Source organism: Amycolatopsis sp. EV170708-02-1 (assembly GCF_022479115.1).
Taxonomy (GTDB): domain Bacteria; phylum Actinomycetota; class Actinomycetes; order Mycobacteriales; family Pseudonocardiaceae; genus Amycolatopsis.
Map to the genome: position 1 here is coordinate 1,459,305 of NZ_CP092497.1, position 15,541 is coordinate 1,474,845.

At 67.9% G+C, this 15,541-nt stretch carries 14 protein-coding genes and 1 pseudogene; 5 read left to right on the top strand and 10 right to left on the bottom strand.

What is annotated here, in order from left to right; genetic code table 11:
• Positions 1-121 precede the first annotated feature (121 nt).
• On the bottom strand, positions 122-757 hold the full coding sequence (locus MJQ72_RS06580) for a hypothetical protein (RefSeq protein ID WP_240598231.1): 636 nt from the start codon (positions 755-757) through the stop codon (positions 122-124).
• A gap of 272 nt (positions 758-1,029) precedes the next feature.
• Between MJQ72_RS06580 and MJQ72_RS06585 the strand changes: the two genes are divergently transcribed.
• A complete protein-coding gene (locus MJQ72_RS06585; RefSeq protein ID WP_240598232.1) occupies positions 1,030-1,434 on the top strand; it encodes a hypothetical protein in 405 nt (134 codons plus the stop codon).
• Here the strand turns inward: MJQ72_RS06585 and MJQ72_RS06590 are convergent.
• The gene (locus MJQ72_RS06590) at positions 1,412-1,966 is read right to left on the bottom strand and encodes a hypothetical protein (RefSeq protein WP_240598233.1); all 555 of its coding nucleotides are present in this window, start codon (positions 1,964-1,966) and stop codon (positions 1,412-1,414) included. The genes MJQ72_RS06585 and MJQ72_RS06590 overlap by 23 nt on opposite strands.
• Before the next feature lie 157 nt (positions 1,967-2,123).
• Here MJQ72_RS06590 and MJQ72_RS06595 point away from each other — a divergent pair, with 157 nt between their 5' ends.
• Entirely contained in the window at positions 2,124-3,479 is a 1,356-nt protein-coding gene (locus MJQ72_RS06595) for an MFS transporter (protein WP_396426978.1), read from the top strand.
• Positions 3,480-3,671: 192 nt separating this feature from the next.
• Positions 3,672-4,925, top strand: coding sequence for an HNH endonuclease signature motif containing protein (locus MJQ72_RS06600; protein WP_240598235.1), 1,254 nt, complete (start codon positions 3,672-3,674; stop codon positions 4,923-4,925).
• A 111-nt stretch (positions 4,926-5,036) separates the two neighbouring features.
• Here MJQ72_RS06600 and MJQ72_RS06605 read toward each other — a convergent pair whose 3' ends face one another.
• The 7 genes and pseudogenes from MJQ72_RS06605 to MJQ72_RS06635 form a co-directional block, all read right to left on the bottom strand.
• Entirely contained in the window at positions 5,037-5,975 is a 939-nt protein-coding gene (locus MJQ72_RS06605; RefSeq protein ID WP_240598236.1) for a squalene cyclase, read from the bottom strand.
• 10 nt (positions 5,976-5,985) lie between these two features.
• The gene (locus tag MJQ72_RS06610; protein WP_240598237.1) at positions 5,986-6,753 is read right to left on the bottom strand and encodes an HpcH/HpaI aldolase/citrate lyase family protein; all 768 of its coding nucleotides are present in this window, start codon (positions 6,751-6,753) and stop codon (positions 5,986-5,988) included.
• Positions 6,738-7,523 carry a 2-oxo-hept-4-ene-1,7-dioate hydratase gene (hpaH, locus tag MJQ72_RS06615; protein ID WP_240598238.1) on the bottom strand — a complete coding sequence of 262 codons (786 nt, stop codon included), beginning with the start codon at positions 7,521-7,523 and terminating at the stop codon, positions 6,738-6,740. The genes MJQ72_RS06610 and hpaH overlap by 16 nt, the downstream gene beginning before the upstream one ends.
• Positions 7,524-7,532: 9 nt before the next feature.
• Positions 7,533-8,626: pseudogene (gene hpaD, locus MJQ72_RS06620) on the bottom strand (3,4-dihydroxyphenylacetate 2,3-dioxygenase).
• A gap of 24 nt (positions 8,627-8,650) precedes the next feature.
• Complete coding sequence (hpaE, locus tag MJQ72_RS06625) at positions 8,651-10,156, bottom strand: 5-carboxymethyl-2-hydroxymuconate semialdehyde dehydrogenase (RefSeq protein WP_240598239.1); 1,506 nt, start codon at positions 10,154-10,156, stop codon at positions 8,651-8,653.
• Between the two features lie 16 nt (positions 10,157-10,172).
• Complete coding sequence (locus MJQ72_RS06630) at positions 10,173-10,844, bottom strand: GntR family transcriptional regulator (RefSeq protein ID WP_240598240.1); 672 nt, start codon at positions 10,842-10,844, stop codon at positions 10,173-10,175.
• Positions 10,826-12,310, bottom strand: coding sequence for a fumarylacetoacetate hydrolase family protein (locus MJQ72_RS06635; protein ID WP_240598241.1), 1,485 nt, complete (start codon positions 12,308-12,310; stop codon positions 10,826-10,828). Before MJQ72_RS06635 ends, MJQ72_RS06630 begins: the two co-directional genes overlap by 19 nt.
• Positions 12,311-12,459: 149 nt before the next feature.
• Here MJQ72_RS06635 and MJQ72_RS06640 point away from each other — a divergent pair, with 149 nt between their 5' ends.
• The gene (locus MJQ72_RS06640; protein ID WP_240598242.1) at positions 12,460-13,833 is read left to right on the top strand and encodes an MFS transporter; all 1,374 of its coding nucleotides are present in this window, start codon (positions 12,460-12,462) and stop codon (positions 13,831-13,833) included.
• Positions 13,834-14,232: 399 nt separating this feature from the next.
• Here MJQ72_RS06640 and MJQ72_RS06645 read toward each other — a convergent pair whose 3' ends face one another.
• Positions 14,233-14,922, bottom strand: coding sequence for an IclR family transcriptional regulator (locus tag MJQ72_RS06645; protein ID WP_240598243.1), 690 nt, complete (start codon positions 14,920-14,922; stop codon positions 14,233-14,235).
• Positions 14,923-14,981: 59 nt separating this feature from the next.
• Here MJQ72_RS06645 and MJQ72_RS06650 point away from each other — a divergent pair, with 59 nt between their 5' ends.
• Entirely contained in the window at positions 14,982-15,515 is a 534-nt protein-coding gene (locus MJQ72_RS06650) for a flavin reductase family protein (RefSeq protein WP_240598244.1), read from the top strand.
• The last annotated feature ends 26 nt before the right edge of the window (positions 15,516-15,541 follow it).

The window sequence follows — 15,541 nt, forward strand, 5'->3', positions numbered from 1 at the left end:
TCCTCGGGCGGTCTGTACGGGAGGTGGTGAAGGCCTCCTTGCCTACCCTGAAGGTAGGGAAGGGGGCCTTCACCACACCAACGGAATCCCGCTGCGTCCACATGGGCGTTTGCCTGCCCGGCTAGCGGAACAATTTGTAATTGAGGACGATATAGCCGGAATTCGCGGCGATCTTGACATCGTTCACGCTGAGCCATCCGACCGTTCCCCGGGATGTCCTCAGGCAATGTTGGCCACCGGTGAATATCACCTCGGGGCCGGGGACCGTTCCCTTTCCCTCGGAAACGATCTTCGGACACTGTGCCGTGGCTTCCTGCTCGGTTCCGTGGTAATAGAACAGACCCGATCGATTGGAGGCCAAAGTGCTTCCGTCGAAGTGGAGGTCCATGTCGCCATTGGGGCCTGGCGCGGATAGCGGGCTGGCGCCGGGCTCGTCAAGGTCGACCGCCGTGTCCGCGTCGAGCTTCACCTGTTCGGGGACGGCTTCGGCGGGCTTGCTCTCCTGGTGCTGTGTGCCGGCGGCACTTTGCGTCGACGACCGGGGTGGCGTGCCTCGGTCGTCGGCGCCTTTCGCCGGCTGTGCACTGGTGTTGATGAGTGCCACGAGCACCGCGCCCATCAGGCCCAGCACCGCGGTTATGACGGCCGCCAGAATTACTCCACGTCGGCTGACCAGTGCCGCGGTAACCGTCGGATCCGGAGTTTTCGCGTTTCTCGCCCGGTTGGTTTTCTCCCGGTCGTGATCGTTGTTCGTCAAATGGTCTCCCCTGCCAAAGATGCTGAAAGAGGCTACAACAAGATCAAGACGGGATAAGCGTTCTCGATCGCGAATTCGTCAAGGTTGGAACTTGTGAGACCCCGGGTGATCCGGTCGTAGGACCACATGGCGCGCGTTTCGTCTCGCAGCGCCGAAGTTCGGCGTCGGAACACGTATGGGCGGCCGCTGTCCGGGTGATGTCGGGACGGGGCCGGGCTCTTCGTCCCGGCGATCGCTAGTCTTGATCTTCGACTGCGAGGGAGATTGAATTCATGGCGGAATGGGCCGATCTGGTCGCGTTCGTACGGCACGAATATCGGGTGGTGAAGGACGAACCGGACGAAATTCGCATCCGATTGTCCTATGGTGACGACGACTACGAAGAGCGGGCCCAGACCGTGGTCATCGCGCGGGAGGTCTTCGACCGCCGCGAGGACTGGGTGCAGATCGCGACGCCCTTCGCTCGGGTCAACGAGGTCGACCTGGCGACCGTGCTGACCGAGATCGGCAACACCATCGTCGTCGGGGGACTGGTCGTGATGGGGGAGCACCTGGTGCTGCGCCATTCACTGCCGTTGGTGAACCTCGACATCAACGAGTTCACCGATCCGCTCGAACTCGTCGCGGGTTCGGCGGAGCTGCTGGAACAGCAGTTCACCGGTCGCGACGACTACTGATCCCCGGGATCTCCTCGAAGGAGGTCACGCGTTCGCATTCCTCTTCGGTGAGCTTGTCGATCGCTGCCCGGTACGCCTGCGCTTGAGCCGTGCCGGGCAGCTCGCCGTCGAGGAGAAGCGGAAGCCCGAGTTCGAAACCGCAGCGGGCCCGCGCCCCGTGGCGGTGCCGTGCGCGGGCGACCGCGGTGGCGACGCGGAGCCCGTGCTCGGTGCCCGGCGGTGTCGCGGGACGGTCGGTTTCGATGGCCGCGAACCGGAATCCATCGGCCTGGTCGCAGCTCGCGCAACCGGTGGGACCCGAGCCGAGGCGGCCACCGCAGTCGGCGCAGGTCAGCCTGTCGTAGGCGGCGTCGACCACCCGCCACTCGAACACGGAAGTGTCGGTGACGACCGCTTCGGCGAGGCCGGTCTCCTCGGGCGTCCCGGCGGTGACACCGTATTCCGCGAGGAACAGCCGCCAGCGGTCCTCGATGCTCGCCTCGACGGCCGTCAAGGCTTCGGCGGGGCGCCCGCCGCGGGGAAGAGCGGTCATGGGCGGGATTCTATTTCGGGCCGCAGCCGTCGCGGCGGGTGCGCGCCCGCGAGATATCGCTGATCAGCCGGGTCGCGAAAGTGATGCCGCTGCGAGGCCTTGTCGCGAGGGTGCCCTCCGTGGCCCTATCGTGATCGGTCTACGGGGTGGGGGGCGAATGGCATCTTCTCGATGGGGCGGCCTCGCGGCCCTGCTGGCGGGATTCTTCGTTCTCCTGCTCGACGCGACGATCGTCGCCGTGGCGAGCCCGAGCATCCAAGCCGACCTCGGCGGGGACGTCTCGGCGCTGTTCTGGGTGACGGCGGGCTACCTGCTCGCGTTCTCGGTCCCGTTGCTGGTCGCCGGAAGGCTCGGCGACCTCTTCGACCCGAAGCGGGTATATCTCGTCGGCATGGGAGGCTTCGCGGTCGCCTCCGCGCTGTGTGCGGTCGCGCCGTCGATCGGCTGGCTGATCGCCTTCCGGATCCTGCAAGGGCTGGCAGCCGCCGCGATGTCCCCTCAACCACTCACGTTGATCCGGCGGCTTTTCGCCGACGACGAGAGAGGTCGCGCTTTCGGTATCTGGGGTTCGGTGGCCGCCGCCGCCACCTTGCTCGGCCCCGTTCTGGGCGGACTGCTGACCGCGAGCCTGGATTGGCGCTGGATCTTCTGGGTCAACGTGCCGCTCTGTGCCGTGGCCGTCGTACTGGGCGTTCGCCTGATTCCGGGAAGCCGAGGAGGCGCCGCCCGCTTCGACCTGCTCGGTGCCGCGCTGAGCACGGCCGGCCTGAGCCTGCTGGTCTGGGCTCTGCTGTCCTGGAGCCTGCTCTCAGTGCCGGCCACCGCCCTCGCCGCGGTGCTCCTGGTTGGTTTTCGGCTTCAAGAACGCAGACAAGGCGCGGACGCGCTCGCGCCCTTGCACCTCTATCGCTCCACCGGGTACCTGTCCGCGAGCCTCGCGATGGCGTCGCTCGGCGCGACGGTCCTCGCGATGGCGCTTCCCGTCATGCTCTACATCCAAGACATGCGAGGCTTCGGGCCGATCGAGGCCGCGATGGTCCTCGCGCCGGACGCCGTCGTCGCGATCCTGTTGTCGCCACCGGCCGGCCGATGGGTGGACCGGGTGGGCGGACGCCGCCCGGCGATCCTCGGCATGAGCTTGCTCGCGACGAGCCTGCTGCTCATCGGGCTGGTGGTGGTGCTGAGCCTGAATCCTTGGTGGATCTCGGTGGGGGCCGCGCTTTTGGGTGCTGCGAACGCGATGGCGTGGTCGCCGTTGTCCGCCATCGCGATGGCGTCCGTGGCTCCGGAGGCCGCAGGTGGCGCCTCAGGTCTGTTCAACACGGTCAGGCAGGTGGGCGCGGTCGGCGGGGTCGCGGTGACCGGGGCGATTCTGGCGGGGCTGGAATCTCGGCCGGGGTTGGGTTTTGGTGTTGTCTTCGGATTTGTGGGGCTTGTTGCCGTGGGTGGGGTTGTGGCGGCGTTTCGGCTTCCTCGGGTCGTGAAGGTAAGTGAAACGGTTGAGGTCGGCTGATTTCGGGGCGCCGTTGTTTCGCTTCTGTTTATGGGGTACTGATGTCGCGTTCGAGCATCGGTGCCGGGGAAGGCGAGGGTGACAGAGCTGGGCGGGCGGACTGAATAACATCACCCTTCAGTGTTGTTAGCGTCTTTTGATTGTTGCTCAAATTACGAACACGTGTTCGATTTCTTCGGGTATGATGGAGGCGTGTCCGAGACCTTCCTCCCCGAACTGCCGCAGGAGTTGTGGCGCGCTGGCGCGCTGGAGCTTGCGCATGGCGTGCAGCAGTCCTTGCGGGTGATTCGGGTGGCGACTGCCGCGCTGGGGCAGTTCTTGGCGGAGATCGAGTCTCGGGGCGTCAAAGACTTGTACGGCCATGGCAGCACGGCCAGCTGGTTCGCGGAGATGGCGGGATTGTCCCGCGCCGAGGCCGGTGCGGTCGTGAAGCGGGCCATCGCCCTGAACCCCACCCGCGCTCTGGACGGCACCGAAGTCCCCGCCGTTGCTCCCGCCACCGCCGCGGTCGCCGCCGCGGGACTGATCGGGGACGAACGGATCGACCAGATCCTGGAGATCCTGAAACGGCTTCCCGCCGATACCTCTGCGGAGGATCGGGCGAAGGCGGAGAAGATCCTCGCCGACCTCGCTCCGAATGCCGGACCCGCACAGCTCACCAAGGCCGAAGCGAACCTGCTGGGCTGGCTGGACCCCGACGGCAAGGAACCCAAAGACCCCGAACCCAAGGAGCCACGCCGGGAAATCACCCTGGAACGCCGCAAAGACGGCTTCTGGAAACTCACCGGCCTCCTCGACGATGAAACCGGGGCTCGCACCGCCGCCGCGTTGGAAGCGCATGCGCAGCCACGGCCAGTCGACGAATTCGGCCAAGCCGACCTGCGGATGAAGTGCGAGCGCCTGGGAGACGCCTGGGCCGACCTGCTCGATCTGGCGATCGCCTGCCCGGACCAGCCCGGGACCAGCGGCTACCGCACCTTGGTGAACGTCACCATCGGACTTGAGGAACTGAAGTCCGGTCTCGGGACCGCCTGCCTCGACTTCGTCGGCACGATGACCGCCCGCGAAGCACGGCTCGCGGCCTGCGACTGCCTGATGTTGCCGGTGGTGATGAGCGCCTCGGGTGAGCCGCTGGATATGGGACGGCTACGACGATTCGTCACCCCAGGCCAACGCAGGGCGTTGAACATTCGCGACGGTGGCTGCGCCTTCCCCGGCTGTCATCGGAAACCGAAGAACTGCCACGCCCACCACATACATCACTGGGCAGACGGAGGCCCCACAGAGCTCCGGAACTTGGTGCTGCTGTGCGGTTTCCATCACCGGCTGATTCACCACGGTGACTGGGAAGTACGTATGGCCGCCGACGGCCTACCGGAGTTCATCCCACCCCAATACCGGGATCCGCTCCGAATACCCCGTCGTAACACCCTGCACCACGTATAGGCCCGAGGAGCCCGCCGGCCACCCAGCGACGGGCCCCTCGCCATGCCCGCCAGACAAAACCTGGGCAGCCAAACCCCGGCAGCTGCCTAATAAGACCCCGCGGCCGGCCACCTAAGCCGCCGAATCCCACCAGTTCAGCACCCGGGTGCCATACAGCGTCAGCCACTTCGAAGGCTCACCTGCCGCGACGTCGACCTCGAACCACACCCGCCCGGTGTGCCGGTGCGCCTGCAGCCAGGTGCCGTCCGGTTGCCGTGCGGCACGGATGCGTTCGACGGCTTCGGCCATTCGCGGATCCGGTGCCGTGCCGTCGTGCAGAGTGGCCTCGCGGAAGTAGTCGGCCGCGTTCAGTACGTCGTAGAACCAGCGGAACGGGTATGCGAACACCGTGGTCCACGGAGCGATGACCGAACCGGTCGACAGCCGCCGGAACAGGCCGCGCTCCAGCAGATACTCCTCGCCCGAGTGTCGCGCGGCCCGCGAATCGGGAGTCCCGCCGGTGGCGGTCTCGAAGGCGAGCAGGCCCTTGAGCGAATTCAACGTCGAGTGCACGGACGAACGTCGTGAACCCGAGACCCATTCGCAGTTCCAGCCGCCGTCGGGCTGCTGACGCTCCGAGAACCACGAGGCGAGCGGGGCGACGTCGGCGCCGAGCCACAGGCCGTTCGCGAGGGTCCACGCGTTGATGCAGCAATCGACCTCGCCGCCCCAGTACGGGAGATCGTCGTACTCCCACCGGCTGTTCCGCGCGAGGAGCTCGGCGGTCCCGGCAAGGACGGCGGCGTCCATGCCCCACTCCCGCAGGGTGTTCAGTGACCACGTCGTCGCCGTCCACGGCTGCCCGTCCTCCTGCCCGGTGAATCCGGCGGGGAAGAACGCGCCGCCCGCCCACTGACCATCCGGGTCCTGGTGGGCGAGCAGACGCGCGCCGAAGCCTTCGGTCGAGATCCGTGCCCGCGTCGCCTCCCAGACCTCGGGCGGTTCGTGCGCGAGGTCGCGTTCCACCTGCCAGCGCAGGGCGGGATCGGAGTCGAGCAGCCACGGGATCATGCCCAAGACCTTAGGCGTGATGCCGCCGCGCGAGCGCCTCCGAACCCTGGGCGAGCAGCGTGACATCGGCGCCGACCAGGACGAACGAGGCACCGGCGTCGAGGTAGCGCTGCGCCTGCGCCGGGTCGAACGCGTTGACACCGACCGGTTTCCCCTGCGCGCGGACGGCCTCGAACGTGCTCAGCACGGCCGAGGTGACATCGGGGTGCGTCTGCTTTCCGAGCAGGCCCATCGAGGCGGCCAGGTCGGACGGTCCGACGAACACCCCGTCGACGCCGTCGACAGCGGCGATCTCGGCGGCGGCCGTGACCCCCGCCGTCGACTCGATCTGGACGAACAGCGACGTGAACTCCTCGGCCTTCGCGAGGTAGTCCTCGACCCGGTTCCAGCGCGCGGACCTCGACAGAGCGCTGCCGACACCTCGCACGCCTCGCGGCGGATAGCGAACGGCCCGGACGACGGCTTCCGCCTGCTCCGCGCTGTCGACCATGGGCACCAACAGGTTCTGCGCGCCGAGGTCGAGCAGCTGTTTCAGCGCGACCGCGTCACCGGACGGAGCGCGCACTACGGGCGTGATCGGATAGGCGGCGATCGTCTGCAGCAGCGACTGCACGGTTTCGAGCCCAGCGGGGGAATGCTCGGTGTCGACGAGCAGCCAGTCGAGCCCGGAGCCCGCGCAGATCTCGGCGACTACCGGGCTGCCCGACGTGACCCACATGCCGATCCGCGGAGTCTCGGCCAGCTGATCCCGGAACGGCGGGTCTAGACGAAGCGGCACGTGATCGCCCCCAGATCCCGGTAGTCGGCGGTCACGGTGTCGCCGGGGTGCACCCACATCGGCCGCGTGAACGAACCGGCCAGCACGATGTCGCCCGGGTCGAGCTTGTCACCGTGCTGGGCGAGTTTGTTCGCCAGCCAGGCGACACCGTTCGCGGGATGGTTCAGCACCGCGGCCGCGACCCCGGACTCCTCGATGGTCTCGTTGCGGTACAACAGCGCCGAAACCCAGCGCAGGTCGACGGCGTCCACGGCGACCGGGGTGCCGCCGTAGACCATCCCGCCCATGGCCGCGTTGTCGCTGATCGTGTCCACGATGGTCCGCCCCGCCATCTCGATACGCGACGACAGGATCTCCAGCGCGGGCACGACGTACTCGGTCGCCCGCAGCACGTCGAACACCGTGGTGCCCGGTCCGGCGAGGGAGTCACGGAGCACGAAGGCCAGCTCGACCTCGATGCGCACGTTCGAGAACCGGCCGTGCTCGATCACGGAACCGTTCTCGAACACCATGTCCGCGAAGATGGCGCCGTAATCGGGTTCGGTGATCCCCGTCGCGGCCTGCATGACCTTCGAGGTGAGCCCGATCTTGCGGCCGACCGGCCGGCGCCCCGCCGCGATCCCTCGCCGCCGCCATTCGTTCTGCACGGCGTACGAGTCCTCGACGGTCATGTCCGGATAGCGCGCCGTCAGCAGTGGGATCGTCTCCCGTGCCTCCTCCGCGGCCGCCAGTTCGTCGGCGATCGCGGTGATCGTTTCCTGTTCGAGCATCTCTCCGCCTCAGAGCTGGTTGCCGAGTTTGTACTCGCCCTGTTTCCAGGCCGGCAGCTCGCCTTCGTCGTCGCCCTTGCGGGTGTAGGAGAAGCCGTCGGCGCCGATGGTGACCTCCAGCTCGCTGTCGTCGGTCCGCGCGACGACGGGTTGCGGCTTGCCGTCGAGGTCGAGCACCAGCGAGGCGTCGGTGTACCAGGACGGGACCACCGGCGTGCCCCACCAGTCGCGGCGCTGGTTGTCGTGCACGTCCCAGGTGACGACCGGGTTGTCCGGGTCGCCGGTGTAGTAGTCCTGCGTGTAGATCTCGACGCGGTGCCCGTCGGGGTCGCGCAGGTACAGGTAGAACGCGTTCGAGACGCCGTGCCTGCCCGGCCCGCGCTCGATGTGGTCCGACATCCGCAGCGAGCCGAGTTTGTCGCAAATGGACAGGATGTTGTGCTTCTCGTGCGTGGCGAAGGCGACGTGGTGCATCCGCGGCCCGTCACCGCCGGTCATCGCGGTGTCGTGTACGGTCGGCTTGCGGCGCATCCAGGCCGCGTAGGTGGTGCCTTGTTCGTCCTGGATGTCTTCGGTGACCCGGAAGTTGAGGTCTTCCATATGCTTCACCGCGAGCGGGACGTCCGGGGTGACCTGGTTGAAATGGTCGAGCCGCACCAGCGCGCCCGGAACATGCAGGTCGTAGCGCCAGCTGAGCCTGTCGACGTGCTGGACGTCGTGGAAGAACTCGAGCGGGAAGCCGAGCGGGTCCTGCACCCGCACCGAGTCCCCGATGCCCTTCGTGTAGCCGTCCGGACGGCGTTCGACCCGGCAGCCCAGCTCCGTGTAGAACGCGACGGCCTTGTCCAGATCCTCGGGGACCGGACGCGGTAGGAGAACGCCGCGACGGCGGCGACGGGGCCTTGGCGCAGGACGAGGTTGTGGTGGATGAACTCGTCGATCGTGCGGAGGCTGACCGTGGTCTCGTCCTCTTCGGTCACCGTCAAGCCCAGCACGTCGGCGTAGAACGCGCGCGAACGCGCCAGATCGGTGACGACGAGTTCCATGTACGCGCAGCGCAGGACGTCCGGCGGCGGCGATTTCGGGGTGGGGATCGGCTTCATTGCGTCATCCTTCGTGGAACGGGCTCAGCCCTTGCCGAAGGCGGGGTTGTGCACCTCGCCGAGATTGATGTGCACCGCCTGCTGGTCGGTGTAGAAGTCGATCGAGCGGTAGCCGCCCTCGTGCCCCAGCCCGGACGCCTTCACCCCGCCGAAGGGCGTGCGCAGATCGCGGACGTTGTTCGAGTTCAGCCACACCATGCCCGCCTCGACGGACTGCGCGAAGTTGTGCGCCCGCTTGAGATCGTTGGTCCAGACGTAGGCCGCGAGCCCGTACTTCGTGTTGTTCGCGAGCTCCAGCGCCTCTTCTTCGCTGTCGAACGGCGTGATCGCGACGACCGGGCCGAAGATCTCCTCCTGGAAGATCCGGGCGTCCGGTTTGACGTCGGCGAACACCGTCGGTGCCACGTAGTTCCCGGTCGGGAAACCGTCCGGACGGCCGCCGCCCGCGACGAGCCTGCCCTCGGTCTTGCCGATCTCGATGTACTTCATGACCTTGTCGTAGTGCTCGGGGTGCACCAGCGCGCCGACCTCGGTCGTTGGGTCGCTCGGGTCGCCCACCTTGACCCGCTTGGCCTGCGCGGCGTAGCGCTCGACGAACTCGTCGTAGATCGCGCGCTCGACCAGGATCCGGCTGCCCGCGGTGCAGCGTTCGCCGTTGAGGGAGAACACGCCGAAGATCGTCGCGTCGATCGCGGTCTCCAGATCGGCGTCGGCGAAGACGATGGCGGGGGACTTGCCGCCCAGCTCCATCGACAGTCCTTTGAGGAACGGCGCCGCGTTGCCGAAGATCAGGCTGCCGGTGCCGCTCTCGCCGGTGAACGAGATCAGCGGGACGTCCGGGTGCTTCACCAGCGCGTCGCCGGCGTCCTCACCGAAACCGTTGACGAGGTTGAACACGCCCGGCGGCAGCCCTGCCTCCTCGAAGATCTCGGCCCACAGCGACGCGGAGAGCGGGGTGAACTCCGCGGGCTTGAGCACGACGGTGTTGCCGGTCGCCAGCGCGGGCGCGAGCTTCCACGACTCCAGCATGAACGGCGTGTTCCACGGCGTGATCAGCCCGGCGACACCGATCGGCTTGCGGTTGACGTAGTTCACCTGGCGGCCGGGCACCTTGTAGGTGTCGTCGGCCTGCGCGACGATCAGGTCGGCGAAGAACCGGAAGTTCTCCGCCGCCCGGCGCGCCTGGCCCAGCGCCTGCGAGATCGGCAGCCCCGAGTCGAAGCTCTCCAGCGCGGCCAGCCGCTTGTCCCGCGACTCGACGAGATCGGCGATGCGGTTGAGCACACGGGAGCGCTCGCGCGGCAGCAGCTTCGGCCAAGGCCCCTCGGTGAACGCCTTCCGCGCGGCGGCGACGGCGCGGTCGATATCGGCCTTCTTTCCCGCGGCGGCCTGGACGTAGACGTCGTTGGTCACCGGGTCGAGCACGTCGAAGACGGCACCGTCGACCGAATCGGCGAGTTCGCCGCCGATGTAGTGCCGGATCCGCTCCGGGACACCGTCCGGGATCGGCCGGGGAGTGGTGGTGGTCAAGACTAGCCCTCCTCAGTCAGCGGTTCGCGCGCTCTCGAGCGTCCAAAAAGGCCTGCATGGTGGCCCAGCGGTGATTGCGCGCGGCGAATTCGATGTCGAGCGGGTCGGCCTTCTCGGTGATCAGCCGGAGGATCTCTTCGTGTTCCTCGACCGACCGGTGCGCGCGGTCGGGCACGAACGCGAACGTGGAGTCGCGCAGCCCGGACAGCCGGGTCCAGCCCTGGTGCACGAGGTCGAGGATCTGCGGGTTGGGGCAGCATGCGAAGAGCAGCGAGTGGAACTGCTGGTTCAGCGCGGTGAACTCGTGCGCGTCGAAGTGGTCCAGCAGCGCGATCATGCGCTCGTTCACCCGGCGCGCCCGCGCGATGTTCTCTTCGGGCAGCTGCGGTGCGGACAGCGCGGTGGCGACGCCTTCGACGACGCCGAGGGTCTGCATCGCGTGGACGTACTCGTTCTGGTCCACCATCGCCACCCGCGCGCCGACGTTGCGCTCGAAGGTCACCAGCCGTTCGGCCTCCAGCCGCCGGATCGCCTCGCGCACCGGGACGACGCTCATGTCGAGCGCGCCCGCGATCTCGGCGAGCACCAGCCGGTAGCCGGGTCCGTACTCGTGCCGGGCGATCCGCTCCCGCAGCCACTCGTAGGCGATTTCGGACTTGCTGGTCGTCTTCACTGCTTCTTCTGCCATGCCTCATACCTTTCCCGCCACAACGGGTTCAGCGGGAAGAGCCCCTCGATCGGGCGGCCCTGTCCGACCTGCTCGGCGATCCAGGAGTCTTCGTCCTCCTGGACGAGCGCCGCGTCGGCGATCTCATCGGCCAGTGACGGCGGGATGACGACCACGCCGTCGTCGTCGCCGACGATGATGTCGCCGGGCAGCACGGTGGCCCCGCCGCAGGCGACCGCGACGTCGGTGTCCCACGGCACGTGCTTGCGGCCGAGGACCGCCGGATGCGGGCCCTGCGAGAACACGGGAAGCCCGGTCGCGGCGACGGCGTCGAAGTCGCGGACCCCGCCGTCGGTGATCACGCCGGCGGCGCCGAGGTACCGCGCCCGCAAGGCCAGGATGTCGCCGAGCGTGCCGGATCCCTTGTCGCCGCGTGCTTCGATGACGATCACCTCGCCGGCGCCGACCGAGTCGAAGAGGCGTTTCTGGGCGTTGTAGCCGCCGCCGTGGGATTTGAAGAGGTCCTCGCGGTTCGGGACGAAACGCAGCGTCCGAGCCGTGCCGACGACCTTCGAGCCGGGCAGATTGGGACGCACGCCGTCGATCGCGACGTTGTTCAGCCCGCGCTTGCGCAGCTGGGCGGACAAACCCGCGACGGGCGCGCGAAGGAGCTTGGCCCGCAGTTCCTCGCTGAGCGCGGGAGCGCCCTCCTCGGCAGGTTCCTCGGCGGGCGTTCCCCAAGCTTCGGCGCGCTGCTTGTCGTCGACCTCGGGCAGGCCGCCGATGTCCGAAAAGGACCGGATTCCCTGGGTGACGGTGGTGTGGAGCCGTCCGCTGCTGACGGACGTGCCGGGAACGTCCACTTCGACCACGACGACGTCGCCGGGGGAGACCACGGTCGAGCCCGCCGGGGTCCCGGTGAGGATGACGTCGCCCGGTTCGAGCGTGAAGTGCTGGGAGAGATCGGAAACGAACTGCCGCAAGGGGAACAGCAGCCCGACCGTGGTGTCCTCCTGCGCCAGATCGCCGTTCACCCACGTGCGGACGCGCAGCGACGAGGGGTCGACGTCGCGCGCGTCGATGAGGCCGGGGCCGAGCGGGGTGTAGCCGTCGCCGCCCTTGGACCGGACGTTGGAGCCCTTGTCCGCGGTGCGCAGGTCGTAGAGGCCGAAGTCGTTCGCGGCGGTGACCGCCGCGACGTGGTCCCACGCCTGGTCCGGTTTGACCCACCGGGCCGCGGTGCCGATGACCAGCGCGATCTCGCCTTCGAAGGCCAGCAGTTCGGTCCCCGCCGGCCGTTCGACCGTGCCGCCGGACGTGCCGAGCGAGCTCGACGGCTTGAAGAAGTATGACGGGTTCGCCGGTCGCCGACCGCGCTGCTCCGCGCGCGACGCGTAGCTCAGATGGACGGCGATGATCTTGCCCGGCCGGGTGCCCAACGGACCGGACCCGCGGCCGGAAGGCGATGCTGCCTCGTAAGTGCCCATGTTCCCCTGAATCCTCGACCCTTGCTTCGTATCTAATAACGTATATGATTCCGTGCCACAGTGGCAAGACGGTCACCGAGTGGCTTTCGCCTCGCCCGGCTTCCCCTGCGGGCCGCCACTCGCGTCAGGCCTATGTCAAAGGAGTCAAGGTGTCGAATCCAACGCAGGATGAGCGCACGCCCGGCCGGACCGCCCCGCCGTCTTCCGACCGCCGCAGGGTCGCCTTCGCGACCGTCGTCGGTACCACCGTCGAGTGGTACGACTTCTTCGTTTACGCGTCCGCGGCAGGCCTCGTCTTCGGCAAGCTGTTCTTCTCCGGCCTCGGGGCGAACAGCACGCTCGTTTCCTTCGCCACGGTGGGCGTGAGCTTCCTGTTCCGCCCGCTCGGCGCGTTCCTCGCCGGGCACTTCGGCGACAAGTACGGCCGCCGGGTGGTCCTGGTGCTCACCCTGATCCTGATGGGCGCCGCGACCACCTTGATCGGTGTGCTCCCCACGTTCGACCAGATCGGTGTCCTCGCTCCGGTGCTGCTGATCCTGCTGCGGATCCTGCAAGGGGTTTCGGCGGGCGGGGAATGGGGTGGCGCGGTCCTGATGGCCGTCGAGCACGCGCCGTCGAAACGACGGGGGCTCTTCGGCGCCTCGCCGCAGATCGGTGTCCCGCTCGGGCTGCTGCTGGCCTCCGGTGTGCTGGCGCTGACCAGCCTGCTCGTCCCCGGGCAGGCGTTCCTCGACTGGGGCTGGCGGATCCCGTTCCTGCTCAGCGTCGGGCTGATCCTGGTCGGCCACTACGTGCGGCGCCGGGTCGAGGAGAGCCCGGTGTTCCGGGAGATCGCCGAACGCCGTGAGCGGACGCGGACCCCGATCATCCAGCTGTTCCGCAAGCACGCCGTGCTCGTCGTGGTGGCCGCGCTGGTGTTCGCGGGCAACAACGCCGTCGGCTACATGACCACCGGCGGCTACATCCAGAACTACGCGACCAACCCGAAGGGCCCGCTCGGCCTCGACCGCGGCCCGGTGCTGTGGGCGGTGACCGCGTCCGCGGCGACGTGGCTGCTCTCGACGTGGGCGGCGGGCACGGTCTCCGACCGCATCGGCAGGAGGCGCACCTACGTCGTCGGCTGGATCGCCCAGCTCGCCGGCATCGCGGTGCTCTTCCCCTTGGTGGACACCGGGAACATCTTGTTGCTGGCGCTGGGTTTGATCATTCTCAGCGTCGGGCTCGGGTTCACCTACGGCCAGCAGGCGGCGTTCTACGCGGAGCTGTTCCCCGCGTCCATCCGGTTCTCCGGCGTCTCGATCTCGTACGCGCTGGGCGCGATCCTCGGTGGCGCGTTCGCGCCGACGATCGCGACGGCGCTGGTCGACGCGACCGGCACTTCGGTGTCCGTCGCCGTCTACCTGGCCGGGATGACCGTCGTCGGTCTCATCGCCACCTTGCTGTTGCGTGACCGGTCGGGAATCCCGCTCGGGCCCGACCACGAGGCCGAGCAGGCGGTCAGCCCGCTGCGCTTCTCGAAGTGAGGTCAAGCCGAACATGGCCTGGTCGGTGCGGGTGGTCACGAGGGTTCAGCATCGGCGGTGTCCGTGATTGACCGGACGACACGGGTGATCCGGCGGACGACACGCGTGACTGGGTGGACGACACGAGCGCGGGCGGGGTTTCGCCGAGAGGCGTCCGTCCGAACACGCGTGTCGTCCGTCCAGTCACGCGAAACCGCCGTAAGGAACCGGTCCGCGGCCAATATTTTCGGGAACCAGTAGGTACCTAAAACACCCTTGGCCCTAACCCGAAACGGCACTCACGACCCACCCTTGACCAGGAATGAAGGCTCCTTTCACCGCATCAGACGCGGCGAAGGGAGCCTTCATCCCACCGTGAGCCCGCTGCGCTTCTCGAAGTGACCACGCCGTCCGTGACGCTCACCCGCCGAGAGCGTCACGGACGGCCTTCGCCGCCGCCTTGAGCCGCTCCGCGAGCTCGGCGGGGGTTCGCGTGCTGGACAGGTAGACGACCGCGAGCGCGGCGGGAGCCTGGCCGCGCAAGGGAAGCGGCACGGCCACCGAGCTGAGGTTCTCGATCACCTCGCCGTGGCTGTCCGCGTAGCCGCGGTCGGCGACTTCGGTGATTCCCGCGGGCCAGTCCTCTTCCGGGAGCTGGGAAAGAATCGCGCGGCCGGGAGCGCCCGCGGTGAACGGATGCCTGGACCCCGGGCGCTGTGCGACGGACGCGACGGCGTGCCGGGGTTCCACGCTGACCAGGGTCACGCATTCCTCGCGGTCCATCACCGCCACGAAACACGTCATGCCGAGTTCGTTCGCGACCGCGGTCAGTTCGGGCAGCGCCGCGGCCTGCAGATCGTGTTTGATCCCCGCCGCCAGCGCGGCCAGCCTCGCGCCGAGTTCGTATTTCCCGGCGGGTTCCCGGGTGAGGAGCCCGTGCTCTTCGAGGGTGCGGATGAGCCGGTACGCGATCGACCGGTGCACGCCGAGCCGGTCGGCGATCCCGTCGACGCTGAGCGGTTCTTGGGCGTCGGCAAGGACTTCGAGGACGCGGATGCCGCGGCTGAGCGTCTGGGACGTGCTCGCGGTCTTGCGGGAGTCCGAAACCATCGTATACGATCCATTTCGATAGTTGAACTGGCTGTTCGATTATAGAACAGGAACCGACGATGATGTCACGCGAAACCAGTTTCCCGCCGGGATCGAGCCTGTATCGGCCACCCGCGCAGTTCTTCCGAGGCTGTCTGGGCCGGTTCGCGACGGGTGTCGCGGTGGTGACCTTCGACGCCGCGACGAAACGGCACGGCCTGACGGTGAACTCCTTCACCGCGGTCTCGATGGATCCGCCGCTCGTACTCGTCTCGATCCAGCGCACGGTCAAAAGCCACGACCTGCTGACAGGCCGTCCGTTCGCGGTCAACGTCCTCGGCGCCGAGCAGGAGGCGCTCGCGATGAACTTCGCCGGCCGCCCCACTCCCGAAGGCGCGCCGACGTGGGTCGAGGGCGGGCACGCGCCAAGGCTCGCCGGTGTGCTGAGCTGGTTCGACTGCACGCCATGGGCCACCTACGACGGCGGCGATCACACCCTGTTCCTCGGTGAGGTGCGGGAGTTCGACTACCGCTCCGGTGACGCGCTCGGCTTCGTCGACGGGCGGTTCTCGACGATCCACGAATCCGCGCAAGGCCACGAATCCCTGTTCTGACAACGACGTCCACCCGAGAAGGAGCA